Raw genomic sequence first — 24,451 nt, forward strand, 5'->3', positions numbered from 1 at the left:
AGCTCAACGGGGGTTCGTTGTCATGCAGTCCGACCGACCGATCTTTGTGATCGGATGCCCGCGCTCCGGCACCACCATGTTGCAGCTCATGCTGCACTCGCATCCGCGCATCGCGGTGCCTCCGGAGACGCGGTTTCTGGTGCCCGGCTACTACCGCAGGTTCTTCTTCGGGGACCTGCGCGAGCAGCACAACCGGCGCAGGCTTGGCCGATGGATAGTGAGCGACAAGGACACCAAGTTCAAGGAGCTCAAGCTCGACGGAGATCAGCTGATCGACGACATCGTCGCCGGACCGCCGACGCTGGGCTCGGCGTTCGGGATCTCCTTCCGCTCCTACGCCGAGCAGTACGGCAAGTCCCGCTGGGGTGACAAGCGGCCGAGCTACTACCACCACATCGACCTGCTGCTGAGGCTCTTCCCCGACGCCCAGTTCGTCCACCTGATCAGGGACGGGCGCGACTGCGTGGCGTCGCTGAAGGAGATGCCCTGGTACACCAAGGACGTCTTCCACGCGGTGACCAACTGGGCCGAGGCGATCGACTTCGGCCGTCACCACGCCAGGAAACTCCCCGCCGACAGCTACTACGAGCTGCGCTACGAGGACCTGACGGCCTACCCGGAGACCGAGCTCGGCAAGCTGTGCGACTTCCTCGGGGAGGACTACGACCCGGCGATGAGCGAGCCGTACCACGTGGCCCGGGTGGCCATCCCGCAGCACAAGGTCTGGCACAGCAACACCCACGGCGGCGTCACCACCGCCCGGTCGGGTTCGTGGAAGGCCAGGCTGGAGCCCTGGGAGATCTCGGTGTGCGAGACCGTGCTGGCCGACCGGCTGACCGCCAACGGCTATGAGCTGAGCGGCGCGCCCAAGGCGGAGAAGAGCCACGTCGCGGCGTGCGAGAAGGCGGCGTCCAAGCGTCGCTGGGCCCGCCGGCGCAAGGAGATCCGTGACCGCCTGAACCGGTTCCGCGAGCCGGGTCCCGTGGCCGCGCAGCTCACCACCAGGCAACTGGGCGAGCTGGCGAAGGTCTGATCATGAAATCGGATCGACCTATTTTCATCCTGGGCTGTCCCCGGTCGGGGACGACGATGCTGCAGCTCATGACGCACGCACACCCACGGATCGCGATTCCACCGGAGACCCGGTTCATGGTCTCCGCCTACCAGCGGCGACTCCAGTTCGGCAATCTCAACGACCCGGACCGCAGGCGCGAGCTGGCCGAATGGGTGGTCAACCGTACCCAGTCACGCTTCCACGAGCTGGGGCTGGACCGCGAGGAGGTGACCAAGCAGATCGTCGACGGACCGCCGACGCTCGGCTCGGCACTGGGCATCGTGCTGCGCGCGTATGCGATCAGGCACGACAAGCCGCGCTGGGGTGACAAGCGGCCGTCGTACTTCCAGTACACCGACGTGCTGCTGAGGCTCTTCCCCGACGCCCAGTTCGTCCACCTGATCAGGGACGGGCGCGACTGCGTGGCGTCGCTGAAGGAGATGCCCTGGTACACCGGGAGCGTCTACAGCGCGGTCTGCGCCTGGGCGGAGGCGATCGACTTCGCCCGGCACGGTGCGCCGAAGCTTCCCGAGGGCAGCTACCACGAGCTGCGCTACGAGGACCTGACCGCCGATCCCGAGTCTCATCTGCGCAGGCTGTGCGAGTTCCTCGGCGAGGACTTCGCCCCGGCCATGTGCGAGCCGAGCACGCTGGCCGGCATCGCCGTACCCGCGCACAAGACCTGGCACGCGCGTACGCACGACGAGGTGACCACCTCGCGGACGGGCACGTGGCGGGAACGGCTCGACCCCGGCGAGATCTCGCTGTGCGAGAGCGTCCTCGGGGACCGGCTGGAGACCTACGGCTACGAGCTCAGCGGGGCGCCGAAGATCGAGACCTCACGGATGGTCACCTACGAGAAAACCGCGGCCAAGCGGAAGCTGGCCAGGGTCAAGCGGGTGGCCTTCGACCGGTTGATGCGGCTCCGCGAGCCGAACCAGCTGGGTGCCCGGCTGACCTCCGGCCAGATCGTGCTGGCAGGGGTGCCGATGCCGCGCAACGAGCCCATCGCGGTCAACGGGTGACCTGCTCGAAAAGGGTCTCCCACCGGTCCAGAACCCGGTCCAGCCGGAACGCCTCGACGTGTGCGCGAGCGGCGGTGCCCAGCCGCCGCCGCTCCTCCGCCGAGGTCATCAGCGCGGCCAGCGCGGCCGCGAACGCCGTCACGTCGCCGGGGGGCACCAGCAGCCCGGTCTCCCGGTCGAGGACGAGCGAACGAACCCCGCCCGAGACGTCGAACGCCACCGTGGGCACACCGTAGGACGCCGCCTCGCCGATCACCAGCGGCAGCCCCTCGTGCTCACTGGAGAGCCCGAGCACCGACCCGTCCAGATATTCGCGCTCCATCCCGCTCGCGGCCACCGTTCCGCGGAACACCACCTGTCCGGCCACACCGCAGGCCAGCGCGTGCGCCCTGAGCCGCTCCAGCTCGGCGCCTTCACCGATCAGATGCAGCTCCCAGCCCGCGTCCACGCCGTTGGGAGGCACGTTGCAGGAGGCCGCGCCCTGGGGGTCCGCGCCGTCGGGAGGCACGCCACGGGAGACCGCTCCCTGGAGGTCCGTGCCGTCAGGGGCCGCGCTGTGAGAGGGCGCGCCCTGCAGGTCCGCGCCGTTGGGGAGCGCGTTGTGCGGGGCCGCGCCGTGAGAGGCCTCGCTGTGAGGGGCGGAGTCCTGAGGGGCGGAGCCCTGAGAGGCCGTCATCCGGCAGGCCTCCGCGAAGGCGGAGATCAGCCGGTCGAACCGCTTCACGCCCTCCAGCCTGCCGACCCCGAGCACCCGGCGGCGGGTCAGCCCGGCGGTCTGCGACGGCCAGGCGGGCAGCGGGTTCGGGATGGTCCAGGTGTTGGGCAGCAACGCGTGCTCGGAGAAGAGCCACGCGTCGTCCTCGCTGAGGAACACCGCCTTCTCCAGCCCGCCGTAGTGGCCCCGGACCGAGCGGAGGTGCCAGGACCCCCGTGCGTGCTCGTAGGAGCCGTGATACTGCCCGATCGGGAGCAGCCGCTCGGGCAGCAGCGGCTTGAGCCGGGTCACCACGCCGGGCGAGGAGAGCACCGCGAAGCCGGGTCCCACCTGGTGGAACAGCCCTTCGAGCATCCGGCGCTCGCGGCGCGCGCCCCGCTGGGAGACCTTGCCGATGGGCGTGTGGTGGATCACGTGACGGGTGTAGCCGGGCTGCTCCACGTAGCGGAACGGGATCTCGGCGCGGTGCAGCCCGATCACGTGCACGTCGTGTCCCCGGTCGGTCAGCCCCTGGGCCACGGTGTGCGTGACCCGCTGGATCCCGCCCAGCGTGTCGGCGTCCATACAGGCGAACACCACCGAACTCATCCGCGTCCCACTCATCCCGACCGCTCCAAATTCGTCCATGTCCCACTCACCACGGCCGCCCCAGGTCTGTCGGCGTCCCGTTCACCGCGACTGCTCCGGGTTTGTCGGCGTCCCGTTCTCCATGGCCGCTCCGGGTTCGTCGGCGTCCCGTTCACCGCGACTGCTCCGGGTTTGTCGGCGTCCCGTTCTCCATGGCCGCTCCGGGTTCGTCGGCGTCCCGTTCACCACGGCCGCCCCGGGTTCGCTCGCCCCGCTCACCACGGCCACTCCAGCAGGGGCAGCCGGATCGGGCGCCGCGTGGTGATGGGTGGCCAGACCTGCACGGGAACCTGTGCCTTGGTGGGTTCGAAGAAGGCGTCCACGACCTTCGCCGCGGCGTTCCCCTTCTCGTCGGAGCACCACATCCTGCGAAACTCGGCGTACTTCGCGGCGAACGACGCGGCCACGCCGTCCAGGTCGTTCAGCACGTGGATCAGTTCCTGGGTGGTGGTCAGACAGGGGCCGGGGGCGATCTCGGGCAGGTCGTAGTAGACCCCCCGTTCGACCCTCCGGTATTCGTCCCAGTCGTCGATCAGGAACAGCATCGGCCGGCCGGTGATCGCGTAGTCGCACATCAGGGACGAGTAGTCGGTCAGCAGCGCGTCCGAGGCGAGCATCAGGTCGTTGATCTCCGGGTACCACCCCGCCGGGCGGACGAAGTGGCGCAGGTGCTGCGGAACCCTGTAGCGCTCGACCGGGTGAGGGCGCAGGATCACCACCCACTCACCCGCCAGGGCCTCGGCCATCATGGTCAGGTCGGCCCTGACCGACCGCCCCGAGGACCTGGCCTGGTCCCGGTAGGTGGGTGCGTAGAGCAGAACCTTGGGCCCCCGCGGGATCTCCAGCAGGTCCTTCGCCCGCCGTACCGCCTCGTCGTCACCGTGGACGAGGACGTCGCACCGGGGCGAGCCGTACCGCAGGACGAGGCCCCTGTAGTCGTTGGCGGGCAGGAAGGTCCGCTCGAACTCGGCGCTCGGTGAGACCAGCGCGTCCCATCGCTCCACCGCGGCCCGCCACTGCGCTCGCGGCCCGGGGAAGTCGGCGCGCAGGTCGGGCGAGTTGAAGCCGGTCGACTTGATGCCCTGGCCGTGCCAGGTCTGCAGGTAGCGCGTCCCGGCCGGCTTGGGATAGGACAGCGGCATGCCGTGGCTGTCCACCCAGTAGCCCGCCCTGGCCATCGTCCAGATGTGGCGCCAGCTCATCCGCCGCACCAGCTTGGCGTCCGAGGGGAAGTTCCGCCGGGTTCTGGCGACCGACCAGACCATCTCCAGCGGCGTCCCGCGCCGCCTGAGCTCCTCGTAGAGGTAGCGCGGGCTGCCGGTGTATCCGGCGCCGACGTCGGACTCGAACAGCGCCAGGTTCTCGCGGGGCGACAGGAACCTGATCAGTCCCTTGTAGACGCGGAGCTTCACGTGCGGCCGGCCCAGGCGTTTCAGCAGCTTGACGTGGGTCCGCCAGAGCAGCCTGGGCATCTTCCAGACCGGGCCCTTCCGCCGCCACTGCACCCGCAGGAACGCGGCCTGCCCCTCCGCCCTGACCGTGACCTCGTGCCAGGGGACGACCGCCCTGACCGGGGCGGCGGCCGGGTCGACGAGCAGCTGGTCGGAGGTGACCCGGCCGTCGGCGCGGACGATCGCGATCCTCGGGTCGTAGCGGCCGTCGAAGCCCAGGCGGCCGTGCCGCAGCGTGGCGAGGTCGATCGTCGCCTCGCTCAGGTGACTGCCGTCGTCCTGTTCACGCGGCGTCAGCCGTACCTCATGGTTCTTGAGCCGCAGGAACGCGGACCAGCCCGGGTTGGCGGCGAGCACCCCGAACGGGTCGTAGGTCCTGATCGCCAGCGTGATCCGGGTGCCCTCGCCGGTGAAGGACGCCTCGTGGCGGAGCCTGGCCTCGGTGTAGGGCAGCTCGGCCATCCGGAGCGAGGTGATCTCCATCCCCTCGGCCGGGGCGGTGCCCCAGTAGGTCCGCCCGCCCTCCTGTACGGCGAAGCGTGGCGCGGCCCTCGGCCCGTTCAGGGACCGGGCGGCGACCAGGAGCTCGTCGGTCCGGCCGTCGAGGATGAGGCGGCAGCAGACCTGGACGACCGGATCCATCGACTCGAACGCCACCGGGTCCAGCTCCGCCAGGTAGGGACGGACCAGCGACACGAACTCCTCGGCCCATTCGACGTCGCGCGAGGGCAACGGGTTGAGATAGACCCGCAGGTCCTGGCGGACGAACCGGCGCTGCCGCTCGGGCACCAGGTGGGCGAGACCGTTGTCGCGCAGGATGGCGTCACTCAGCCGGGCCGCCCTGATCCGTTGCCGGACGTTGTCCATCTCCCTGATGCTGAGCGAGATCGACAGCCGCGAGTCGCCCTCCTCCACGGCTCGGTGCCAGAGGTAGACGACCCACGGGACCACGGCGAACCGCCGGGCGGCACAGTAGAGCTCGGCGGTGAAGACATGATCCTCGTAGTACAGATCGTCCCGAAACGGCAGCCGCCTGAGTAACTCGGCCCGGTAGAGCTTGTTGGTGCTGAAGGAGTCGAGGAACATCTCGGGCGCCTCGGCGATCCCCTCGACGGTCCTGCGTCTGGCGAACAGCTCGGGATAGTAGGGCCGTGTCTTGCCGTTCCACTCGTACAGCCGGGAGATCTGCCCGGTGACGAAGTCGGCGTCGGTCCGCTCGATCTCCAGCACCATGCTCTTGCAGGCGTGCCTGGGCAGCTCGTCGTCGCTGTCGAGAAACATGACGTACGGCGCGCGGGCCGCCTCGACCCCGTCGTTCCGTGGTGCCCCGCATCCGCCGCTGTTGACGTCCCGCCGCAGGTAGCGGATCCGATGGTCCTCCCGCTGGAGCTCCCGTACGACCCGTTCCGTGTCGTCGGTGCTCGCGTCGTCGACGATGACCACTTCCAGGTTCCGCAGCGACTGGCCGAGCACGGACCGTACGGCCCTGGGAAGCCGTGCGTCGTCGTTGTAACCGATAACGACCACGCTGCATTCTGGCGGATTGATCACATTTTGAGGTATTCCCCTGATTAAGAGGGGTGTTGTCCGGCTTGTTTAGTGATGACCGTGTTTTTGGTGTTGCGTGAACGAGAACGGTACGGCGCGATTCGGTCGATGTGGCGGCCCGCTCTGCTCAGGTATGCACCTGTTTCAACCCATACATGCCTCATGCCATGCATATGTCGTATTTCCGGTGTGTCACCATCGAAGTGTGCATCAGTCCATGTCACGCACGTTCTGGTCTACCGAGGACGTGGCTACCCCGGACGTGTTCGCATACTGGTCGGACGTCATCTGCGACACCCTCGTGCAGGTGGCGGCCCGTTCGACGAGCGAGGCGCCCTTCGCGGGCCGGATCGAGCACGCCGCCCTCGACGGTATCGGGCTGTCCACGGTGGTGTCCGGGGCACAGCAGGTGGTGCGTACGGACCGGATGATCGCCCGGGACCAGGAGGAGTTCCTGCTGGTCATCATCCAGACCGGAGGGCGGTCCCTGACCCGGCAGGACGGGCGGGCGGCCACGCTGCTGCCGGGGACGATGACCTTCCTGGACAGCACCCGGCCGTACACGCTGGAGTTCTCCGGGATCTTCTCCCAGCTCGTCGTCCGGATTCCGCGGAGGCTGCTGCCCGGCCGGGGGCTGACCGGCGCGACGGCGCTGGAGTTGGACGGCCGCGGGCCCGGCCGGCTCGTCTCCGACTTCCTCGTCGGTCTCGACCGGCAGCAGCGCGATGATCCGGCGGTGGCCGCCGTGCTGCTGCCGCACGCGGTGGGCCTGCTGGAGTCCGTCCTCGACTGGGCCACCCGCGGGAGTATCGCGCAGACGTCCGCCGCCGCGCTGGCCAGGGAGCGGATTCACCGGTTCGTCCGGGAGCGTATCCAGGACCCGGCGCTGGACGCGGCCACCGTGGCGGCGGGCTGCGGCCTGTCGCGCCGATCCCTGTTCCGGGCGCTCGCGGCCGACGAGGAGTCGCTCACCGAGCTGATCCGGCGCCTGCGCGTGACGCGTGCCCGGCGCCTGCTGCGCGACCGGCCGGATCTGCCGCTGGCGGTGGTCGCCGCGCAGTCCGGCTTCGGCGGTGCGGCGCAACTCCACCGGGCGTTCCGCTCCGTCGTCGGCATGACACCGGGGACGTACCGGGCGGCGGCCACGGACGGCGGGGCTTCGCCCGTGGTGGCCGGGCAGTGGGACTGACCTCCGGTACGACCGGTCGTCGGAGCGGTACCGTGCGGTGGCGACGAAGGATTCTCGCACGGTACCGCCGTTCTGGGCGGCGGCCTCAGACGCCGGAGGCGTCGTTCCCGGCCATCAACCGCCGCACGATCTCGATGAACCGAGGCGGCGGCGGGGGCTGCGGGCTGTCGATGAACTCGCCGGTCACCACGTCGTAGCGGGGGCCGGACGCCGGGTCGTACACGTGGTAGCCGTCCTCGCGCAGCCAGGCCACGTTCCGCTGAACGGCGGGCTTTCCCCACATCTCGCCGGTCATCACGGGGAAGAACGCGACCGGGTGGGTGGCGGCCAGCACCGTGGTGGTCAGCATGTTGGGTGCGGCGCCCGAGGCGATCACGGACAGGGTGTTCGCGGTGGCCGGGAGGATCACGGTCAGGTCGTGCCCGGCGGCCAGCGTGGCGTGGTTCTCCCGCGGCCAGGTGGCGGCCTCCTCCCCGGTGACGACGCGGTCCGCGAACAGGCCCACGGTGTGGGCGGGCAGGAAGGTCGTCGCGGTGCGCGTCATCAACACGGTGATCGAGCCCCGGAAGACGGAGCGCAGCGCACCGATGTACATCGGGAGCATGGCGACCGCCGCCGAGCCGGTCGCCCCGATGAGCAGCCGGCCCTCGAAGGAGGAGGGGGTGTCTTGGATGTCCATGTGAACAACCATGGAGAACCCGGAGGCCGCTGGAATGACCGGATGTGCCCAAATATGTGACGTCCCGTGCCACTGACGGAGGCCACCGACTGGCGGCGGCACCGCGCTCGCCGACAAGGTCACCGAGCGCTCCCGGATGTCGGCCCAGCGCCCCACCGGCCACGACCATCTGGACGACCACGACCACCCGCACTGACCCGCGTCCTGGCCGACCGCGAGTTCGGTACGGCTGAGCGCAGCTGAGCAGCAGCCGCATCATGGCTGAAAAAACATCAGCAGCGGCACCATGGCTGAAAAAACAGGGAAGGGTGGTGTGGTCGCCGGGCAATAAGGGGTGTCCTGTCCTTCCGGCAAGGGAGACCCTTGCAGATCGTTACTCCCGACACCGTCTCGGTCGTCGATCCCGAAAGGTTCGGCACCGTCTTCGACGCGTACTACGAGGAGATCCGCCGCTACATCGGGCGGCGGCTCGACCTCGACGTCGCCGAGGACCTCGCTTCCGAGACCTTCCTGATCGCGTTCCGCCAGCGCGGCCGGTTCGACCCCACGCGGGGCGCGGTCCGGCCCTGGCTGTACGGCATCGCCACCAACCTGATCGGCCGCCACCGCCGGGCCGAGCTGCGCCGCTACCGCGCCCTGGCCAGGACCGGCCCACCGCCCGACGAAGACGGTCATGATCAGCGGGTCGCCGAACGGGTCACGGCGGGGGTGACGGTCGGCCGGCTCTCGGGGGCGCTGGCGAGGCTGTCGAAGGGGGAGCGGGACGTGGTGCTGCTCGTGGCGTACGGCGGGCTGACCTATGACGAGGTCGCCGAGGCGCTCGGGGTCGCCTACGGCACCGTGGCCTCCCGGCTCAGCCGGGCCAGGGTCAAGCTGCACAAGTCGCTGGGAGTGGAGGTCTGATGAACGAGTTCAAGCTCATCGACGATGTGATGCCGGACGCCCCACCCTCCGATCCCTGGAAGACGGCCGAGGCCAGGGCCAGGGTGCTGAACGGCGGGCGCTCCAGGCGGCGGTTCGGCTGGACGGCCGCCGTGGTGGCGGCGGTTGCCACGGCCTCGGTCATCGTGTCGGTTGTGGTCGTGCCGCGTCTTGGGGCGCCCACCGTTTCCGCCGTGTCCGGTCCCCGGCAGGCACTGGACGCGGCGGCCGACCTGATGGCCAGACGTTCGGAGCCCGCGAGCGGTCGCTACTGGCGGGCGACGACGGAGATCACCACACAGGTGCAAGGCCCGCGCTACTCCGTGAACGAGCGTGTCCTCCAGACCCTGTGGCGAGGCGCGGGCCGACAGGTGATGAACGAGCGGCGACTCCTCGGCGTGCAGCCGGTCACTCCCGCCGACCGGGCCGCCTGGAAGCGCGCGGGCTCGCCGAAGCTGTGCGAGTCCGGCACGGAATGCGCAGGAGGCTTCATCAAGCCCAGTCAGACTGAGTACGTGCTGGATCTCCGGGAGAAGGCGACGCTGCTCCGGCATGGGCTGATCGGATTCGATCTGAAGGCCGCGGGGGTCATGAAGCTGCCCGGCGATCCCGCCGCGCTCAGGTCGGAACTGCTGAAGTCCTGGCCCGCCTACCGGAACGATCCGCAGAGTAGAAGTAAGGCTTTCCCGAGCATGTCCATGGACGAGTGGCTCTGGTCGGTGGGGACAAGTCTCCTGGAGGAGATGCCGACCTCCCCCGCGACGCGTGCCGCTCTCTACCGCATGCTCGCGGATCTTCCCGGTGCCCGGGTCCTCAGCCAGGGGGACGAGGTGACGGTGGCCCGGCCGTACCAGACCGGCTACGCGGAGGACCGTGTCGTGATCGATCGGGCCACCGGAACACTGTCGGCGATCCGGAAGGTGCTGGTGAGATCGGTTCCCCGGGACAAGGGCTCCGGTGTCGACCGGCCCGACCTACCCCTGGGGACGATCACCTACGAGGTCGCATTCGTGAAGGTGGGCTGGACCGACGACTCCTTCCAACTCCCCAGGGAATGCGCGTCAAATATCAATAAAACGGGCGGACGGTGCGTTCACTGACGTCGGCGGATCTCCTCGACGGAGAAACGGGTGGCGACGGCCCGGCCCCCGTTACGGGGCCAGGCCGGTGAGGTCAGCGGCGGCGCAGGGTCCGGCGGACCAGCCAGCCGATCAGGACGAGACCCGCCAGCGCGGCCACCACCGGGGCGACGCGTTTGAGCAGGGGGAGACCCGCGACCTCCAGGAGGTTGAGGGCCTCCTCGTCCGGCGAGAGGGAGGTGCGGGAGGTGCCCGCCGGGTGGGCCTCGCGGGAGACGGCCCTCTCCGTCGTGACGAACCCGTAGGACGAGGGCACCGCGGCGAGGTGGCGGACGGGCTCCTCCTTTTCGAGGATCTCCTCCTCGGTGACGTCGAGGCTCTCCGTGACCTCCGGGCCTTCCATGATCCTGGGGCCCTTCTCCGGGCTCTTCCCGGCCTGGCCTGAGGCCTCCGGCTCCGTCTCCGAGGCCTCCGAGCCGGTGCCCAGCAGCGTGGCCAGGTTGGCCGCGAACTTGTCGATCAGCTTGCCGCCGATCTCGGCCATCACCCCCCGGCCGAACTGGGCCGGGCGGCCGGTCACGTTGAAGGAGGTGTCGACGGTGACCCGGGTGTCCGTGCCCTCGGGGTGCAGCCGCGCGATGACCGTGGCCCCGGCCGTGCCCGAGCCCCTGTCCTCCTTGCCGGCGGCCTTGATGGTCAGGGAGTGGGCGTCCTTGTCCACGTCTTCGAACGTGGCCTCGCCCTGGTAGGTGACCGTGATCGGCCCGACCTTCACCTTCATCCGGCCGGTGAAGGAGTCGTCGCCCACCCTGTCAAGGGCCGCTCCCGGCAGGCAGGGCGCGACCCGCTCGACGTCGAGCAGCACCGACCACGCCTGCTCGACCGGCACCGGAACCGTGAACTCGTGCTCGAACCGCATCGCCATCGATCCGCTCCTTGTCGGTCGGCCGCTCCCGCGACATTCCGACCACGTACGGGAGCGCATCTACCAGTATGCCGCTATCGCAGGCGGGAAGCGGACCTCCCGCCTGCGGAAACGAGACTCAGCGGCCCGCGACCCCGATCGCCCTGTGGGTCAGCACCCGGGCCAGGTGGCGTCGGTAGTCGGGCTGGGCGTGCAGGTCCGACGGGGGCGAGGTGCCCTCGTCGGCCCCGGCGCAGGCGTCCCTGACCGGATCGTGCGCGCCGTTGGAACCGGCCGCCGCGATGCTCACGCCGCGTATCGCGGCCTCCACCGCCCGTGCTCGCACGGGTGTGGAGCCCATGTTGGTCAGCCCGATCCTGGCCTCCTCGATCGTCCCGTTGCTCCGCCGTACGGCGGCCGCCACGCCGACGATCGCCCATGACTGCGCGGTCCTGTGGAACTTCTCGTAGTGGAAGCCCCATCCGGGACCGAGCGCGGGCACCTTGACGCCGATCAGCACCTCGCCGGGTTCGAGCGCCGACTCCAGATAGTCGACGAAGAACTCGGCCGCCGGGATCTCCCGCTCGCCCTCGCCCGACCGGACGACGAACACGCAGTCCAGCGCCAGCGCGACGGCGGGCAGGTCCCCGGCGGGGTCGGCGTGGGCCATCGACCCGCCGAACGTGCCGCGGTGCCGTACGGCGGGATCGGCCACCGTGGCCGTCGCCAGCGCGACCAGCGGGATCCGCTCCCTGACCACACCGGAGCGCAGCACCTCGTCATGCGTGGTGAGCGCGCCGATGAACACGTGGTCGCCCCGATCCTCCACCCCGCGCAGCTCGGGCAGCCGCCCGAGATCCACCAGCGCGGACGGGTAGGCGAGCCGCAGCCGGAGCAGCGGCAGCAGGGACTGACCGCCGGCCAGCACCTTGACGTCGTCGCCGGAGGACGCGGCCTCACCCAGCACCTGGCAGGCCTCGTCCAGGGACGCGGGCCGGACGTAGTCGAACGGTGCGGGAATCATCGGTCTCCTCCCTCGGCTTCGGTTCCCCCGGCAGCCGTCGGCCCCACCCGGTCGGTGCGCTTCTCGGCTGTCCCCGGTTCTCCGCGATCGACGTCTCCGGCAAGTCCCGGTCCCACCCAGGCGGTGTTGCCCTCGGTGTTTCCGCCGGTGTCGCCGGCCAACCCCGGTCCCGCCCAGGCCGTCTCGCCCGCCGCGACGACGGTTCGCCAGACCCGCTCCGGCGTGCAGGGCATTCGCACGTCGTGCACGCCGTATGGGCGCAGCGCGTCGACGATCGCGTTGACGACGGCCGGAGTCGAGGCGATCGTCCCCGCCTCGCCGACACCCTTGACGCCCAGCGGGTTGCTGGTCGCCGGGGTCTCGGTCCGGTCGGTGGTGAAGTCGGGCAGGTCGGACGCCGACGGGATCAGGTAGTCGGCCATCGTCGTGGTGAGCATGTTGCCCTCGGAGTCGTAGACCGCCTCCTCGAACAGTGCCTGGGCGATGCCCTGCGCGATGCCGCCGTGCACCTGGCCCTCGACGATCAGCGGGTTCACCACGGAACCCACGTCGTCCACGGCCACGTAGGAGCGGATCTTCGTCGCGCCCGTCTCGGTGTCGACCTCGATCGCGCACAGGTGGGTGCCGTGCGGGAAGGAGAAGTTGTCCGGGTCGAAGGTCGCGTCGGCGTCCAGGCCCGGTTCGAAGCGGTCGGGAAGATCGTGCGCGGCGAAGGTGGCCAGCGCGAGCTCCTGGATGGTCTTGCCCGAGTCGGTGCCGCGGACCTTGAACGTGCCGGCGGCGAACTCGATGTCGTCGGCCGAGGCCTCAAGCATGTGCGCGGCGAGCTCCCGGGCCTTGTCCTTCACCTTCTCGCAGGCCTGGAGTACGGCGATGCCGCCCACGACCAGCGATCGGGATCCGTAGGTGTCCATGCCCTTGTGCGAGATGGACGTGTCGCCGTGCAGCACGGAGACGTCGTCGAACGGAACGCCCAGGGCGTCGGCCACGATCTGGCTCCAGGCCGTCTCGTGTCCCTGGCCGTGCGGGCTCGTCCCGGTGACCACCTCGACCTTGCCCGTGGGGAGCATCCGGACCGAGGAGTGCTCCCAGCCGCCCGCGCCGTAGCTCAGGCTGCCGAGCACGCGCGAAGGGGCCAGACCGCACATCTCGGTGAACGTCGAGACGCCGATGCCGAGCTGTACGGGATCACGCCGATCGCGCCGGTCGGCCTGCTCGGCCCGGAGCTTGTCGTAGCCGAACAGCGCCAGCGCCCTGTCCGTGGCGGCCTCGTAGTTGCCGGAGTCGTAGGTCAGCCCGCAGATCGTGGTGTACGGGAACTCCTCGTGGGTGATCCAGTTGCGGCGCCGTAGCTCGATCGGGTCGATGCCCAGCTCGTGCGCGAGCTCGTCCACCGCCCGCTCGATCGCGAACGTGGCCTCGGGGCGCCCGGCGCCCCGGTAGGCGTCGGTCGGCATTTTGGTGGTGAAGACGCCGGTGCAGGTGAAGTCGTAGGCGTCCATCTTGTAGATGCCGTTGTACATGAACGCGCCGAGGATCGGGATGCCCGGCGTGACCAGCATCAGGTACGCGCCCATGTCGGCGAGGAGGTCCACCCGGACGCCCCTGATGAGCCCGTCCCGCCCGGCCGCGATGGAGATCCGCTGGAGCTGGTCGCGGCCGTGGTGCACGGTCAGGTTGCCCTCGGTCCGGGACTCGGTCCACTTGACCGGCTTGCCCAGCCTCCGCGTGATGAGCAGGCCGAGCACCTCCTCCGCGGTGACTTGGAGTTTGGAGCCGAAACCGCCGCCCACGTCGGGGGCGATCACGCGCAGCTTGTGCTCGGGGATGCCGGTGGTCAGCGCGAGCATGACGCGCAGCACGTGCGGGATCTGGGTCGAGGAGTAGAGGGTGAAGGTCTCGCCGTCGGTGGTGGCCACGACCGCGCGGGGCTCCATCGCGGTCGGGATGAGCCGTTGCTGAACGTAGGTGCGGTCGATCACCACGGGGGCGTCGCGGAACGCCGCGTCGATGTCGCCTCCGGCGAACTTCCAGGTGAACGCCTTGTTACCGGTCTCATGGACCTTCGGGCTGCCCTCGGCGAGCGCCTCGGTCATGTCGATCACCGCGTCCAGCGGCTCGTAGTCGACCTCGATCGCCTCCAGCGCGTCGGCGGCCTTGTAGCGGTCGGTGGCGACCACGCAGGCCACCGCCTCGCCGACGTAGCGGACCTCCTCGACGGCCATGGGCGGGTGGTCCGGGATGACGATGTCCTCGGTGACCGGCCAGGCGCAGGGGAGGCTGCCCTGCTCGTCGGCGAAGTCCTGTCCGCTGTAGACGGCGACCACGCCGGGCCGGGTGCGTGCGGCGGAGGTGTCGACCCGGGTGATCCGGGCGTGGGCCATCGGGCTGCGCAGGAAGGCCACGTACAGCATGCCCGGGAGCTGGATGTTGTCGGTCCAGGTGGTCCGGCCGGTGACCAGCCGGGCGTCCTCCTTGCGACGGCGGGCCTTGCCGACCTCGTGCGCGCCGGTGGGCCGGCTGAGCTGGTCGCTCTCGGCGATCTGCTCGGCGATCAGACCGGCGTCGAGTTGCTCGCTCATGGCGTCCGCACCTCCTGCTCGGTCTGCTCGGGCATGCTCCGCTGAGACATCTCCCGGGCGCCGCGCCGTACCGCCCGGACGATGTTGCAGTAGCCCGTGCAGCGGCACAGGTTGCCCTCAAGCCCTTCGCGGACGGTCTCCTCCGACGGGTCGGGGTCGTCCCTGAGCAGGTCGATCGCGGCCATGATCATGCCGGGGGTGCAGTAGCCGCACTGCAGGGCGTGTTCCTCGTGGAAGGCCTTCTGCATGGGATGCCACTCGTTCCCGTGCGCCAGGCCCTCGATCGTGACGACGTCGTTCCCGTCGGCCTGTACGGCGAGCACGGAGCAGCTCTTCACGCTCATGCCGTCGAGCATCACGGTGCAGGCGCCGCAGTTGCCGGTGTCGCAGCCGATGGGTGTGCCGGTCTTGCCGAGCCGATCTCGCAACAGGTGAACGAGGAGAAGACGCGGCTCAACGTCCTCCTGGTATGTGATTCCGTCGACAGTGACGGTGATTCGGGGCATACATCCTCCAGGTGCACCCAGAAGAGATGGAGATGTGAAAGCCGACAATTGTGAACCTACGCCCCTTTAATTCATGGTCAACCCCCTACTTCGTACCCCCCGTCACTCTTTGTTCACCGTTGGGTGCGGGCGGATTGAAGCGGGAGTAGTCCTCGAACCTCCAGCGGAGCGGGCTGGATCCCCGGACATGGACGGCCAGATCCATCTCGAACTCGACCATCCGCTGCGCGCCGGGGACCTCGCCCGGATCCCAGTCGACGCGTGCGCGCCCGGTCAGGTGCAGCGCGTCGCCGCTGTCCCAGTCGAGGAAGAGCAGACCGCAGCTCTCGTCCAGCTCCAGATTCCCCAGCGTCATGTACATCGAGTTGCCCACGTAGTCCGGCCAGACCAGCCGGCGCTCGCCGACGACCCGGACGAACCCCGGGTTGCCGCCCCGATGCGACAGGTCGGCGCCGAGGCCGGGGGCCCGGGTGGCGACGAAAAACGTGTCGGCGCTCTCGATCCACGCCCGGTGCTCGCCGGTGAACGTCCTCGCCGAGGAGGAGCCTCCGGCGACGGGCTGTCCCGCCGACTCCTCGGTGATGTCCCGTGCCTGGATGTATTTGGGGCAGTTCGCATACGTCTGCTCCGTGTGGACGACCAGCAGGCCGTCCTTCCGCACGGCCTGGCCGTTGACCCGCATCCTGCGCCTGGTCCGCGGTTCGATCGCGAGCATCCCGATCTCGGCCTCGGCTCCCTCGGCCAGCCCCGCCAGCGGATCATGCTCGCCCGGCAGTGCGTCGATCACGATCGTCCGCTCGTCCACGGCCCTGGTGAATCCCTCGGCCCCCGTCAACGCGGTCGCCCAGAGCCGCTCGTCCCGCCCCGACGCCCCGATCACGAGCATCCGCTGCCGCTCGAGAAACTCGGCCGCCGCCGGGGGGATCTCCGGGTGCGTCCTGGCCGAGCCCCACTCCCCGGCTCGGACCCCCGCCCGTCGCTGTACCGCCAGCTCTCCCACGTGTTTCATGGTCGTTTAGAAGAAGCCGCAGGTGGGGGCGTCGGCGGTCGGCGCGGGAGAGGCGTCCGCACCGGTCGGCGAGGAGATCTCCAGGCGGATCCCGTCCGGGTCCTCGAAGAAGATGCCGCCCGAGGAGGAGCCCTCGCGGTGCGCGACCACGCCGTCGTGGTGAAGCGTGGCTCCGAGCTCCCGGATCACGGTCTCCGCCCTGCGGACCGCCTCGATGTCCGCCACCTGGAAGGACAGGTGATGAAGTCCGGGGGTTCCGGTGGCGAAGCGGCCCTCGCTCTGCTGCCAGAGGGTCAGCAGGAGCTTGCCGTCGAGGCCGAGGAAGGCGTAGCGCCGGTCCGCCTCGCCGGACTCGCCGAAGACCTCGAAGCCGAAGACCTTCAGGTAGAAGTCCTTGGACGCGTCGAGGTCGGAGACGTTGAGGCCGATGTGGCCCGTCTGGAAGGTCATCGGGCTTCCTCTCATCGCGACTTCTAACGGTCTGTTCCGTTAGAATGAATGAGGCAAATATAACGGAATAATCTTATTTTTACCGTTATAGATATGTGAGATGGGTCACCATCGCCGCGATGTCTCGATGATCCCGCCGGGACGATCCCCGGCCTCGGCGGCGGGTCCCGGCGAACGGGGCGGGGAGCCCGCGGGGCGGTGGAGAACCCTGGGGAGAGGTCGGTCGTCCCGATCCGCAGGGGGAAAACCCAGGGGGGCCGGCGTGAAGGTCAGTCGTCCCGGTGCTGGCGATAGTGACGGGCGGCGCGGGCCCGGTTGCCGCAGGCCACCGAGCACCACTCCTGGCGGGCGTGCTCCTTGACGAAATAGAGCACGCAGCGCGGAGCCGGACAGGCGCGCAGGTGCTCGCGGTGCGCCCCGGCCAGCAGCTCGACGGCCGACGCCGCGAGGACGGCGCGGAGGCGTGGAGACTCCGCCGTCCGGCCCGCGAGGACGTTTGTCGCCGTCGGATCCTCCCCGTCGGGCCATTCCAGTCGCGGGGCCATCGGCACGGCCAGCGTCGTGGCGTTGACCAGGGCGATCGACTCGGCGAAGCCCGGCAGCCGGTCGGCGTCGACGCTGCTCGCCGGGCCCGGCGCGACGGCCCTGGCGAACAGGGACCGTACGGCCTGCCGCAGCTCGACCACCTCGCACCGCAACTTCTCCGAGGCGATGAACGACTGGTCGAGCCCCAGCTCGGCGGCGTGTCCCCGGCCCCACTCGGTCATGCCCGCGACGTCCGAGAGCGTGTCCGTCAACCCCGCCCGTGTCGCGCGGAGCGTACTGACGAACTCCAGAGCCAACATCCCTGCAGTCTAACGCCTGATGCGCCATTTAGCCGTGAGATTTCCTGGCGTGACGGCCACACCCCGGCGCGCCCCTCATCGCTTACCGCGCCGTCGGTGGTGCGTCCGTGCCGGAGCTTCGCTCGATCTCACCTTCGGCCCATTCGGCCCATTCGCGTTGCATGGCGCTGAAGCGCAGGCCCCACTCCAGGGAGAGCAGGCCGAAGACCGACAGGTCGTCCTCGCCCTCGGCGACGAATTCGGTCAGCGCCTCCCATTTCTCGTGCTCCTCCGCCGAGATCTCGGCCTGCCGCCTCAGGTAGGCGCGTGCCTGCTCGGAGTCGACCTGGCCGAGGAAGAAGACGCGCAGCAGCATGTCGCTGCGCACGATCTTGCGGGGCTCGACCGCCGTCAGCCAGTGGTGGAGCTCGGCGAGCCCCGCGTCGGAGATGGCGTACTCCTTGCGGCCCCGCGGTCCCTCCGCGGCGACCGTCACCAGCTCCGCGTCCGCGAGGCGGCCCAGCTCCGCGTAGAGCTGGCTCTGTGTGGCGGGCCACACGTTGGCCAGGGAGATTTCGAAGATCTTGAGGAGGTCGTAGCCGCTGGCGGGATTCCTGGCGAGCAGACCAAGCAGCGCGTGTCGGAGGCTCATGGGAGCGATCTTACATTCCTGTGTTGACATGTCACCTCAGGAGCTTCTACGTTCGACCTGTCACAATAGGAACGTCGAAAAGAGCCTCCCATGCTTCGCAGCCTGCTCGGTTTCCTTCCGTGGATCGTCTACGCCGTCATCGCCACCAGCGACAACTGGCGCTACGGCGCGGTGGCCGGGCTCGTGATCGCCCTCGCGGTCATCGTCGTCGACCGCCGGGCGGGCAAGGACTGGGACCAGATGGTGATCGAGTCCAGCGCGGCGGTGTTCTTCACCGTGATCACCCTGATCTCCTTCGTCTCCCCGGACTCCCCCCTCATGCCGTACGGCCCGGCCCTGGTCAACGTCTGGCTCGGCATCACGAGCTGGGGCTCCCTGGCCATTCGCAAGCCGTTCACCCTGGGCATCGCCCGGAGCATGACCCCGCCGGAGGTGTGGCGGACGCCGCAGTTCTACCGCGTCAACGCGATCATCACCTCGGTGTGGGGCGTCTCCTTCATCGTCGCCGCCGTCTCACTGGCCGCCCTGCTCTACGTCGCGCCGCACGCGACCGCCGCCGTCCTCGTGATCAAGATCGTCACCTTCGTGGCGCCCGCCGTCTTCACCGCCCGCTACCCGAAAATCGTCGAGGCCCGCTACGCCGCCTGACCCCCGCCCCCGGCCTCCCCGGAGGCCCGTGACGTGGCCTGGGTCTCCGTCTCGCCGGTTTCCCCGAAGGCCCACCGTCTGGTCCCCGTACCCCGGCTTCCCCGGAGGCCCGTGACGCCGGCCTGGATCCCCGTCCCGCCGGCCTCTCCGAAGGTCCCGGCGCACCGCTTTCCCCGTCCCCCCGGCTTACCTGGAGCTCACCATGGATGTGTTCACCCCCTCCTACCTGGCAGACAACCTCGCCCCCGTCCCCGACGAGATCGGCGTCGCCGATCTGCCGGTCATCGGCGTCCTCCCCGAGGAGCTCACCGGCCGCTACTTCCGCAACGGGCCCAACCCGCTGCCCGGACAGGACCCGGGTCACTGGTTCACCGGGCACGGCATGATCCACGGCCTGCGGCTCCGGGACGGCCACGCCGAGTGGTACCGCAACCGGTGGGTCCGCACCCGCGAGTTCACCGAGGACGCCCCCTTCCTCGGCCCGGACGGCATCGACCTGACCGCCGTCCCCGCCAACACCAGCGTCGTCCGGCACGCCGGCAGGATTCTCGCGCTCGTCGAGAGCGGCCTGCCGTACGAGATGACGCCGGAACTGGACACGGTCGGGCCGTGGGACTTCGGCGGGCGGCTGACCACCTCCATGACCGCGCACCCGAAGCAGGACCCGGTCACCGGTGAGCTTCACTTCTTCGGGTACGGCTTCTTCGCCCCCTACCTGACCTACCACCGGCTGTCCGCCACGGGCGAGCTGGTGGAGAGCCGGGTCGTGGACGTTCCCGGGCCGACGATGATCCACGACTTCGCGATCACGGAGAACTACGTCGTGTGGCTGGACCTGCCCGTCGTCTTCGACATGGACCTGCTCGGGCGGGGCATGCCGTACCGGTGGGACGACTCCTACGGCGCGCGGCTCGGCGTGATGGACCGTGGCGGCCGGGTGACCTGGTTCGAGGTGGACCCGTGTTACGTGTTCCACGTGGGCAACGCCCGCGAGGACGCCTCGGGGCGGGTGGTGCTCGACGCGGTCCGCTACTCCCCGGCCGCCTTCGTGAAGACCTGGAGCCGGATCGGCGGCAGCGCCAATCCCGTCGCCGACGCGGACGGCGCGATGCTGCACCGATGGGTGCTCGACCCGGCGAGCGGCGCGGTCGGGGAGGAACAGCTCGACGACCGCGTCGTCGAGTTCCCCACCTTCAACGAGGACCGGCTCGGCCGGACCAGCCGGTTCCTTTACACGGTGTCGCGGGACGCGGTGGTGAAGTACGACACCGTGACCGGCGTCGGCCGTGCCAGGGATCTCGGCGCGCGGCCGGGTGAAGCGGTCTTCGTACCCGCCTCCGGCGCCCGGTCCGAGGACGACGGCTGGCTGCTGTCGATCGTCACCGATCACGCGGGAGAGGGTTCGGAGCTGCTCGTGCTGGACGCCGCCGACCTGGACCACGTCGCGTCGGTACGGCTCCCGCGCCGCGTCCCGGAGGGCTTCCACGGCTCCTGGATCGCCGATCACTGAGCCACGCCGACCCCGGTTCGAGGTCGGCGCCCTCACCGGGCCGGCGGCACCCGTCCCGGAACGACCCGGCCGAGCGGTACGCGTCTCCCCGACGGCCCCGCCGAGGTTCGAAAGACGTCCCGCCTAGCGCCGGATCACGCGGGCGAGGATGGCGACCAGACCGGCGAAGCCCAGGCCGCACAGGATGATCGGGAGCATGATCAGCGAGTCGACGGTCGGCTGGTTGATGAAGATGATCCCGGCCGCGATGAACAGCATGCCGCTGAGCAGGGCCATCCAGTCCGTGCGGTGCAGGCGGCCACGGCCGGGCCGGTCGATGTCAGGCCGCACGGCGCACCTCCACGTCTCCGATGCCCGCCTTGACGTTCAGGATGATGGTCGCCACGTCGCCCTTCGGGGTCACCTCGGGTTCGAGGATCTTGTTGTGCTGGATGTCGGCCCCTCCCTCCACCGCATGGTCGATTTTGACATCGCCCAGTTTGGTGTATCCGTTGACCTCGACCCTGGCCGTCGGCGGAACGATCACACTGATCTCGCCGACCGACACCGAGGCGTCGAAGACGGTCCGCGAACCCGGTGGGAGGACCAGTTCGCTCAGATCCAGGGTGCCGTCGCCGACGCCCACCGAGTAGCTTCTGACGACCTCGGAGAGCGTGGTCGGTTCCCAGTTGTAGCTGCCGAACTTCTTCGGCATCTCGGTGAACGTGGATCCCGCGACCAGGGCGATCGAGATGATGGTGCCGACGGCGACCAGGCCGGCACCCCGGCCGAACCAGGTGGCTACCAGAAGGCCGCCACCGACGACGATGAGCATCGCGCCACCGGCGACCGTCATGTTGATCGATCCTGAGGCGGACTGGATCGCCACGATGATCCCTCCAACGATCATGGCCAGAAATATGGTGAGGCTCCCGATGAACGACCTGGGCCGTCTCGGCTGGGGCGCCGTCCGCACCGGCGCGCCGCGCCCGGACAGGTCGTAGGGGGAGTACTGCTGATGCCGCCTGCTGGGATCCAGAGGCTGGTAGGGGCCGTAGGGCGAGAACGGCTCGCCCGAGGAGTCGAACGACGGCCTGGGACGATACGGGCTCGACGGCGCGTCTCCGTACGATCCTGCGGGCCCGGGCGATGGGGCGGAGGCGCCGAGCCCCGGCTCCTCCCGCTGCTGAGCGGGGACGGAGTCCGTCTCCGCAGTCGCGTCGGCGTGAGCGGGGGCCGAACGCGTCTCCGCCGTCATCGGGGCGTCGGCGTACGCGGACGCCCGAGCATCCATGTGTGCGGACGCCCGGGGGTCGGGGTGGGCGGCCGGGTACGGCTCCGCGACGGGCGAGCCGCCGGGATCGGAATGAAGATCCTGACCGGGCCCGGACGCGAAGGCGGCGTACGGCGTCGCGGACGGGTGGGAGGCACGACGGTTGCGTAGCCGCTCGGGCAGGGACCGGGCCACCGCCAGCAGATCGACGCCGCGCGCGTGGGCGGTGAGCAGGACGATGGCGAAGATCGTGCCGACCACGACCGTGCCGGTGCCGATGCCGCCCGAGGACACGTTGATGATCAGACCGAGGGCGAACACGGCGGTCAGCAGGGCGAGCACGGTCTCGCTGTCGAAGTCGCGCCGGGTCCACTGCTCCATGTAGCCGGGGGCGCCGCTGGTCTCGCGCATCAGCAGGAACGCCGCGATGTAGAGCATGATGCCGATCCCGGAGCCGAGGACCAGCACCGCGAAACCGACGCGGAACAGTACGGGGTCGATCCCGGCGTAGCGCCCGAGCCCGGCGCAGACGCCGGTGAGCATGCGCCCCTCGTCACTGCGCCGAAGATCACGAACGTCGCTGACGGCGGAGGTGGACGGCGAGTCGGACAAGGTGCTCGCCGGGTCCTGTGCGCTCCCGGTGTCGGTCATGTCCTTATCGTGGCCTTCCCGGGTGCTGATCGCATCCGGGACACCCCTGAGTCGTCCCGGAGGGGGCAGACCTCTCTCAGGGTCGTTTCAGGGGAACGCCTGATGCACAGAGAGGCCATTACGTGTGACGATGCTGACGATATGGCTGACCGACAGACAATTCGCGACGCGGCTCCCGTGACTCCCGAGAACCCGGCCGCCTTCCCCCGCCTGATGAGGCTGGTGCAGGGCAGGCTGGTCGCCGGGGTGGCACAGGGCGCCGCCGCCCAGCTACGGCTCGACCCGGTCGTGCTGCGGCTGGCTTTCGTGCTGCTCACCGTCCTGGACGGGATCGGAGCCGTGGCTTACGCGGCCCTGTGGATGTTCACCCCGCGCGAACCGTACGAGGGCAAGGAGCCTTCCAGGGACTGGAGCCAGCTCGCCGCCTACGTCGCGATCGGGCTGGCTCTGATGTCCCTGGGCTGGCTCACCGGCGCCTCGTCGGGCGGGATCGGCGCGTGGCCGATCGCCGTCGGCGGGATCGGCTCGCTGATCCTGTGGCAGCAGGCCGACCCTGACCGGCGCCGGCGCTGGATGGACACGACGGTCGGGCAGGTGCGTCAGAACCGGGTCCGCACCTTCGCGGGGCTGGTCCTCGTCGTGGTCGGCGCGATCGGCTTCCTGGCGGCCAACGACGAGCTGGACTCGGCCCGTCCCGGCATCGTGTTCACCCTGGTGGTCGTGGGCGGCGTCGCGCTGATCGCGACCCCCTGGCTGGCCGGCCTGTGGAAGGAACTGCAGCGGGAGCGCCGCGAGCGCATCCGGCAGGAGGAGCGTGCCGAGGTGGCCGCGCACGTGCATGATTCCGTGCTGCACACGCTGACGCTCATCCAGCGCAACGCCCAGGACTCGCGTGAGGTGATGCGGCTCGCCCGCTCCCAGGAGCGTGAGCTCCGGAACTGGCTCTACCAGCCCCAGCAGGACGCGGACGCGTCGGTGGCGGCGGCCGTACGCCGGGTCGCCGCCGAGGAGGAGGACGCGCACGGGGTGCCGATCGAGGTCGTCTGCGTGGGCGACGGGCCGCTGACGCCGGAATTATCCGCAATGATGCAAGCCGCAAGGCAAGCTATGGTCAACGCCGCGAAATACTCTGGGGCGGAGGTCATCTCCGTCTATGCCGAGGCCGAACCGGATGAGGTCACCATCTTCGTCCGGGACCGAGGCGTCGGGTTCGACATGGGAGAGGTGGCCGATGATCGGATGGGCATCCGCCAGTCGATCATCGGCAGGATGGAACGACACGGCGGCAGCGCCCGTGTGCGGACCGAGCCGGGCGAGGGCACGGAAGTGATGTTGACCATGAAGCTGGAGAAGGCGTGAGCGAGCGAGCCAGGAAGCAGCCAGTCAGGGAACGGCCCGCGGGAGGACATCCGGCGGGAGAGGGGCCAGGAGGCGATCGGTCGGCGGGACACCCGGGAGCCGGCCGACACGGCGATTCGCGACCGGCGAAGGATGACTCATGAGCACCGTCAAGGTCCTGATCGTCGACGATCACCGGCTGTTCCGTTCCGGCGTACGGGCCGAACTGGGCGATTCCATCGAGGTGCTCGGGGAGGCCGAGGACGTCGACTCCGCGGTCAAGGCGATCACCGAGCTCCAGCCCGACGTGGTCCTGCTCGACGTGCACATGCCCGGCGGCGGCGGCCAGGAGGTGCTCCGCCGGGTCCTCGGCTCGGGCTCCACGGTCCGTTTCCTCGCCCTGTCGGTCTCCGACGCGGCCGAGGACGTCATCGGGGTGATCCGCGGCGGCGCCCGGGGCTACGTCACCAAGACCATCAGCGGCAGGGAGCTCACCGACGCGATCCGCCGGGTGGCCGACGGAGACGCGGTCTTCTCCCCGAGACTCGCCGGTTTCGTGCTGGACGCCTTCGCCTCCAGCGAGGCCCCGCCGATCGACCCCGAGCTCGACTCGCTGACCCAGCGCGAACGCGAGGTCCTGCGACTGATCGCCCGCGGCTACGCCTACAAGGAGATCGCCAAGGAGCTGTTCATCTCGGTGAAGACCGTGGAGACCCACGTCTCGTCCGTCCTGCGCAAGCTCCAGCTCTCCAACCGCCACGAGCTCTCCCGCTGGGCCACGGCGCGGCGTCTGGTCTGATCCCCTATCTGTCT

Annotated in this window: 22 protein-coding genes; 9 read left to right on the forward strand and 13 right to left on the reverse strand. The window is 69.7% G+C overall.

Annotated elements, in window-relative coordinates:
• The first annotated feature begins 22 nt into the window (after positions 1-22).
• Together DKM19_RS04240 and DKM19_RS04245 are read left to right on the forward strand one after the other, a co-directional pair.
• Positions 23-1,033: a sulfotransferase gene (locus DKM19_RS04240; protein ID WP_110694565.1), complete on the forward strand. Its 1,011-nt coding sequence runs from the start codon at positions 23-25 to the stop codon at positions 1,031-1,033.
• A 2-nt stretch (positions 1,034-1,035) separates the two neighbouring features.
• Positions 1,036-2,079: a sulfotransferase gene (locus DKM19_RS04245; RefSeq protein WP_089209347.1), complete on the forward strand. Its 1,044-nt coding sequence runs from the start codon at positions 1,036-1,038 to the stop codon at positions 2,077-2,079.
• Here DKM19_RS04245 and DKM19_RS51500 read toward each other — a convergent pair.
• Positions 2,069-3,421 (reverse strand): glycosyltransferase, encoded by a 1,353-nt coding sequence (locus tag DKM19_RS51500; protein WP_239514070.1) that lies wholly within the window; start codon positions 3,419-3,421, stop codon positions 2,069-2,071. The genes DKM19_RS04245 and DKM19_RS51500 overlap by 11 nt on opposite strands.
• Positions 3,422-3,636: 215 nt before the next feature.
• On the reverse strand, positions 3,637-6,423 hold the full coding sequence (locus DKM19_RS04260) for a CDP-glycerol glycerophosphotransferase family protein (protein WP_110694566.1): 2,787 nt from the start codon (positions 6,421-6,423) through the stop codon (positions 3,637-3,639).
• Between the two features lie 214 nt (positions 6,424-6,637).
• Here DKM19_RS04260 and DKM19_RS04265 point away from each other — a divergent pair, with 214 nt between their 5' ends.
• A complete protein-coding gene (locus tag DKM19_RS04265) occupies positions 6,638-7,609 on the forward strand; it encodes a helix-turn-helix domain-containing protein (RefSeq protein ID WP_204358650.1) in 972 nt (323 codons plus the stop codon).
• An 85-nt stretch (positions 7,610-7,694) separates the two neighbouring features.
• On the opposite strand, the gene DKM19_RS04270 is transcribed toward DKM19_RS04265, so the two are convergent.
• On the reverse strand, positions 7,695-8,288 hold the full coding sequence (locus DKM19_RS04270; RefSeq protein ID WP_110694568.1) for a flavoprotein: 594 nt from the start codon (positions 8,286-8,288) through the stop codon (positions 7,695-7,697).
• Between the two features lie 363 nt (positions 8,289-8,651).
• On the opposite strand from DKM19_RS04270, the gene DKM19_RS04275 reads away from it, so the two are divergent.
• Both DKM19_RS04275 and DKM19_RS04280 read left to right on the forward strand, forming a co-directional pair.
• Entirely contained in the window at positions 8,652-9,191 is a 540-nt protein-coding gene (locus tag DKM19_RS04275) for an RNA polymerase sigma factor (RefSeq protein ID WP_239514072.1), read from the forward strand.
• Positions 9,191-10,309, forward strand: coding sequence for a hypothetical protein (locus DKM19_RS04280; protein ID WP_110694569.1), 1,119 nt, complete (start codon positions 9,191-9,193; stop codon positions 10,307-10,309). The genes DKM19_RS04275 and DKM19_RS04280 overlap by 1 nt, the downstream gene beginning before the upstream one ends.
• Before the next feature lie 73 nt (positions 10,310-10,382).
• Here DKM19_RS04280 and DKM19_RS04285 read toward each other — a convergent pair whose 3' ends face one another.
• The 8 genes from DKM19_RS04285 to DKM19_RS04320 all read right to left on the reverse strand — a co-directional run bounded on the left by DKM19_RS04285 (position 10,383) and on the right by DKM19_RS04320 (position 18,239).
• Positions 10,383-11,213, reverse strand: a complete 831-nt coding sequence (locus tag DKM19_RS04285; RefSeq protein ID WP_110694570.1) for an SRPBCC family protein — start codon at positions 11,211-11,213, stop codon at positions 10,383-10,385.
• A 118-nt stretch (positions 11,214-11,331) separates the two neighbouring features.
• Positions 11,332-12,216, reverse strand: coding sequence for a xanthine dehydrogenase family protein subunit M (locus tag DKM19_RS04290; protein ID WP_110694571.1), 885 nt, complete (start codon positions 12,214-12,216; stop codon positions 11,332-11,334).
• Positions 12,213-14,798, reverse strand: coding sequence for a xanthine dehydrogenase family protein molybdopterin-binding subunit (locus DKM19_RS04295; RefSeq protein ID WP_239514073.1), 2,586 nt, complete (start codon positions 14,796-14,798; stop codon positions 12,213-12,215). Before DKM19_RS04295 ends, DKM19_RS04290 begins: the two co-directional genes overlap by 4 nt.
• Positions 14,795-15,304 carry a (2Fe-2S)-binding protein gene (locus DKM19_RS04300; protein WP_110694572.1) on the reverse strand — a complete coding sequence of 170 codons (510 nt, stop codon included), beginning with the start codon at positions 15,302-15,304 and terminating at the stop codon, positions 14,795-14,797. The genes DKM19_RS04295 and DKM19_RS04300 overlap by 4 nt, the downstream gene beginning before the upstream one ends.
• An 85-nt stretch (positions 15,305-15,389) precedes the next feature.
• Positions 15,390-16,313 carry a pyridoxamine 5'-phosphate oxidase family protein gene (locus DKM19_RS04305; protein ID WP_110694573.1) on the reverse strand — a complete coding sequence of 308 codons (924 nt, stop codon included), beginning with the start codon at positions 16,311-16,313 and terminating at the stop codon, positions 15,390-15,392.
• Positions 16,314-16,319: 6 nt separating this feature from the next.
• On the reverse strand, positions 16,320-16,763 hold the full coding sequence (locus DKM19_RS04310; RefSeq protein ID WP_110694574.1) for a VOC family protein: 444 nt from the start codon (positions 16,761-16,763) through the stop codon (positions 16,320-16,322).
• 269 nt (positions 16,764-17,032) lie between these two features.
• A complete protein-coding gene (locus DKM19_RS04315) occupies positions 17,033-17,608 on the reverse strand; it encodes an ABATE domain-containing protein (RefSeq protein ID WP_110694575.1) in 576 nt (191 codons plus the stop codon).
• An 82-nt stretch (positions 17,609-17,690) separates the two neighbouring features.
• Positions 17,691-18,239, reverse strand: a complete 549-nt coding sequence (locus DKM19_RS04320) for a PadR family transcriptional regulator (RefSeq protein ID WP_110694576.1) — start codon at positions 18,237-18,239, stop codon at positions 17,691-17,693.
• Positions 18,240-18,329: 90 nt separating this feature from the next.
• Between DKM19_RS04320 and DKM19_RS04325 the strand changes: the two genes are divergently transcribed.
• Positions 18,330-18,887 carry a hypothetical protein gene (locus DKM19_RS04325; protein ID WP_110694577.1) on the forward strand — a complete coding sequence of 186 codons (558 nt, stop codon included), beginning with the start codon at positions 18,330-18,332 and terminating at the stop codon, positions 18,885-18,887.
• Between the two features lie 202 nt (positions 18,888-19,089).
• The gene (locus DKM19_RS04330; RefSeq protein WP_110694578.1) at positions 19,090-20,397 is read left to right on the forward strand and encodes a carotenoid oxygenase family protein; all 1,308 of its coding nucleotides are present in this window, start codon (positions 19,090-19,092) and stop codon (positions 20,395-20,397) included.
• 123 nt (positions 20,398-20,520) lie between these two features.
• Here DKM19_RS04330 and DKM19_RS04335 read toward each other — a convergent pair whose 3' ends face one another.
• Positions 20,521-20,727 (reverse strand): hypothetical protein, encoded by a 207-nt coding sequence (locus tag DKM19_RS04335; RefSeq protein ID WP_110694579.1) that lies wholly within the window; start codon positions 20,725-20,727, stop codon positions 20,521-20,523.
• Entirely contained in the window at positions 20,717-22,300 is a 1,584-nt protein-coding gene (locus DKM19_RS04340; RefSeq protein WP_110694580.1) for a PspC domain-containing protein, read from the reverse strand. Before DKM19_RS04340 ends, DKM19_RS04335 begins: the two co-directional genes overlap by 11 nt.
• A 141-nt stretch (positions 22,301-22,441) precedes the next feature.
• On the opposite strand from DKM19_RS04340, the gene DKM19_RS04345 reads away from it, so the two are divergent.
• Together DKM19_RS04345 and DKM19_RS04350 are read left to right on the forward strand one after the other, a co-directional pair.
• Entirely contained in the window at positions 22,442-23,659 is a 1,218-nt protein-coding gene (locus tag DKM19_RS04345) for a PspC domain-containing protein (protein ID WP_110694581.1), read from the forward strand.
• A 139-nt stretch (positions 23,660-23,798) separates the two neighbouring features.
• Entirely contained in the window at positions 23,799-24,437 is a 639-nt protein-coding gene (locus DKM19_RS04350; RefSeq protein WP_110694582.1) for a response regulator transcription factor, read from the forward strand.
• Positions 24,438-24,451 lie beyond the last annotated feature (14 nt).

Origin of the sequence: Streptosporangium sp. 'caverna' (assembly GCF_003203775.1) — a bacterium.
Lineage (GTDB): Bacteria > Actinomycetota > Actinomycetes > Streptosporangiales > Streptosporangiaceae > Streptosporangium > Streptosporangium subroseum.

What these genes read in the sequence shown, in the direction of transcription:
- DKM19_RS04240 (WP_110694565.1), top strand. Translation starts at nt 23, where the DNA reads ATGCAGTCCGACCGACCGATCTTTGTGATCGGATGCCCGCGCTCCGGC.
- DKM19_RS04245 (WP_089209347.1), top strand. Translation starts at nt 1,036, where the DNA reads ATGAAATCGGATCGACCTATTTTCATCCTGGGCTGTCCCCGGTCGGGG.
- DKM19_RS51500 (WP_239514070.1), bottom strand. Translation starts at nt 3,421, where the DNA reads ATGGACGAATTTGGAGCGGTCGGGATGAGTGGGACGCGGATGAGTTCG.
- DKM19_RS04265 (WP_204358650.1), top strand. Translation starts at nt 6,638, where the DNA reads ATGTCACGCACGTTCTGGTCTACCGAGGACGTGGCTACCCCGGACGTG.
- DKM19_RS04270 (WP_110694568.1), bottom strand. Translation starts at nt 8,288, where the DNA reads ATGGACATCCAAGACACCCCCTCCTCCTTCGAGGGCCGGCTGCTCATC.
- DKM19_RS04280 (WP_110694569.1), top strand. Translation starts at nt 9,191, where the DNA reads ATGAACGAGTTCAAGCTCATCGACGATGTGATGCCGGACGCCCCACCC.
- DKM19_RS04285 (WP_110694570.1), bottom strand. Translation starts at nt 11,213, where the DNA reads ATGGCGATGCGGTTCGAGCACGAGTTCACGGTTCCGGTGCCGGTCGAG.
- DKM19_RS04290 (WP_110694571.1), bottom strand. Translation starts at nt 12,216, where the DNA reads ATGATTCCCGCACCGTTCGACTACGTCCGGCCCGCGTCCCTGGACGAG.
- DKM19_RS04295 (WP_239514073.1), bottom strand. Translation starts at nt 14,798, where the DNA reads ATGAGCGAGCAACTCGACGCCGGTCTGATCGCCGAGCAGATCGCCGAG.
- DKM19_RS04300 (WP_110694572.1), bottom strand. Translation starts at nt 15,304, where the DNA reads ATGCCCCGAATCACCGTCACTGTCGACGGAATCACATACCAGGAGGAC.
- DKM19_RS04305 (WP_110694573.1), bottom strand. Translation starts at nt 16,313, where the DNA reads ATGAAACACGTGGGAGAGCTGGCGGTACAGCGACGGGCGGGGGTCCGA.
- DKM19_RS04310 (WP_110694574.1), bottom strand. Translation starts at nt 16,763, where the DNA reads ATGACCTTCCAGACGGGCCACATCGGCCTCAACGTCTCCGACCTCGAC.
- DKM19_RS04315 (WP_110694575.1), bottom strand. Translation starts at nt 17,608, where the DNA reads ATGTTGGCTCTGGAGTTCGTCAGTACGCTCCGCGCGACACGGGCGGGG.
- DKM19_RS04320 (WP_110694576.1), bottom strand. Translation starts at nt 18,239, where the DNA reads ATGAGCCTCCGACACGCGCTGCTTGGTCTGCTCGCCAGGAATCCCGCC.
- DKM19_RS04325 (WP_110694577.1), top strand. Translation starts at nt 18,330, where the DNA reads ATGCTTCGCAGCCTGCTCGGTTTCCTTCCGTGGATCGTCTACGCCGTC.
- DKM19_RS04330 (WP_110694578.1), top strand. Translation starts at nt 19,090, where the DNA reads ATGGATGTGTTCACCCCCTCCTACCTGGCAGACAACCTCGCCCCCGTC.
- DKM19_RS04340 (WP_110694580.1), bottom strand. Translation starts at nt 22,300, where the DNA reads ATGACCGACACCGGGAGCGCACAGGACCCGGCGAGCACCTTGTCCGAC.
- DKM19_RS04345 (WP_110694581.1), top strand. Translation starts at nt 22,442, where the DNA reads ATGGCTGACCGACAGACAATTCGCGACGCGGCTCCCGTGACTCCCGAG.
- DKM19_RS04350 (WP_110694582.1), top strand. Translation starts at nt 23,799, where the DNA reads ATGAGCACCGTCAAGGTCCTGATCGTCGACGATCACCGGCTGTTCCGT.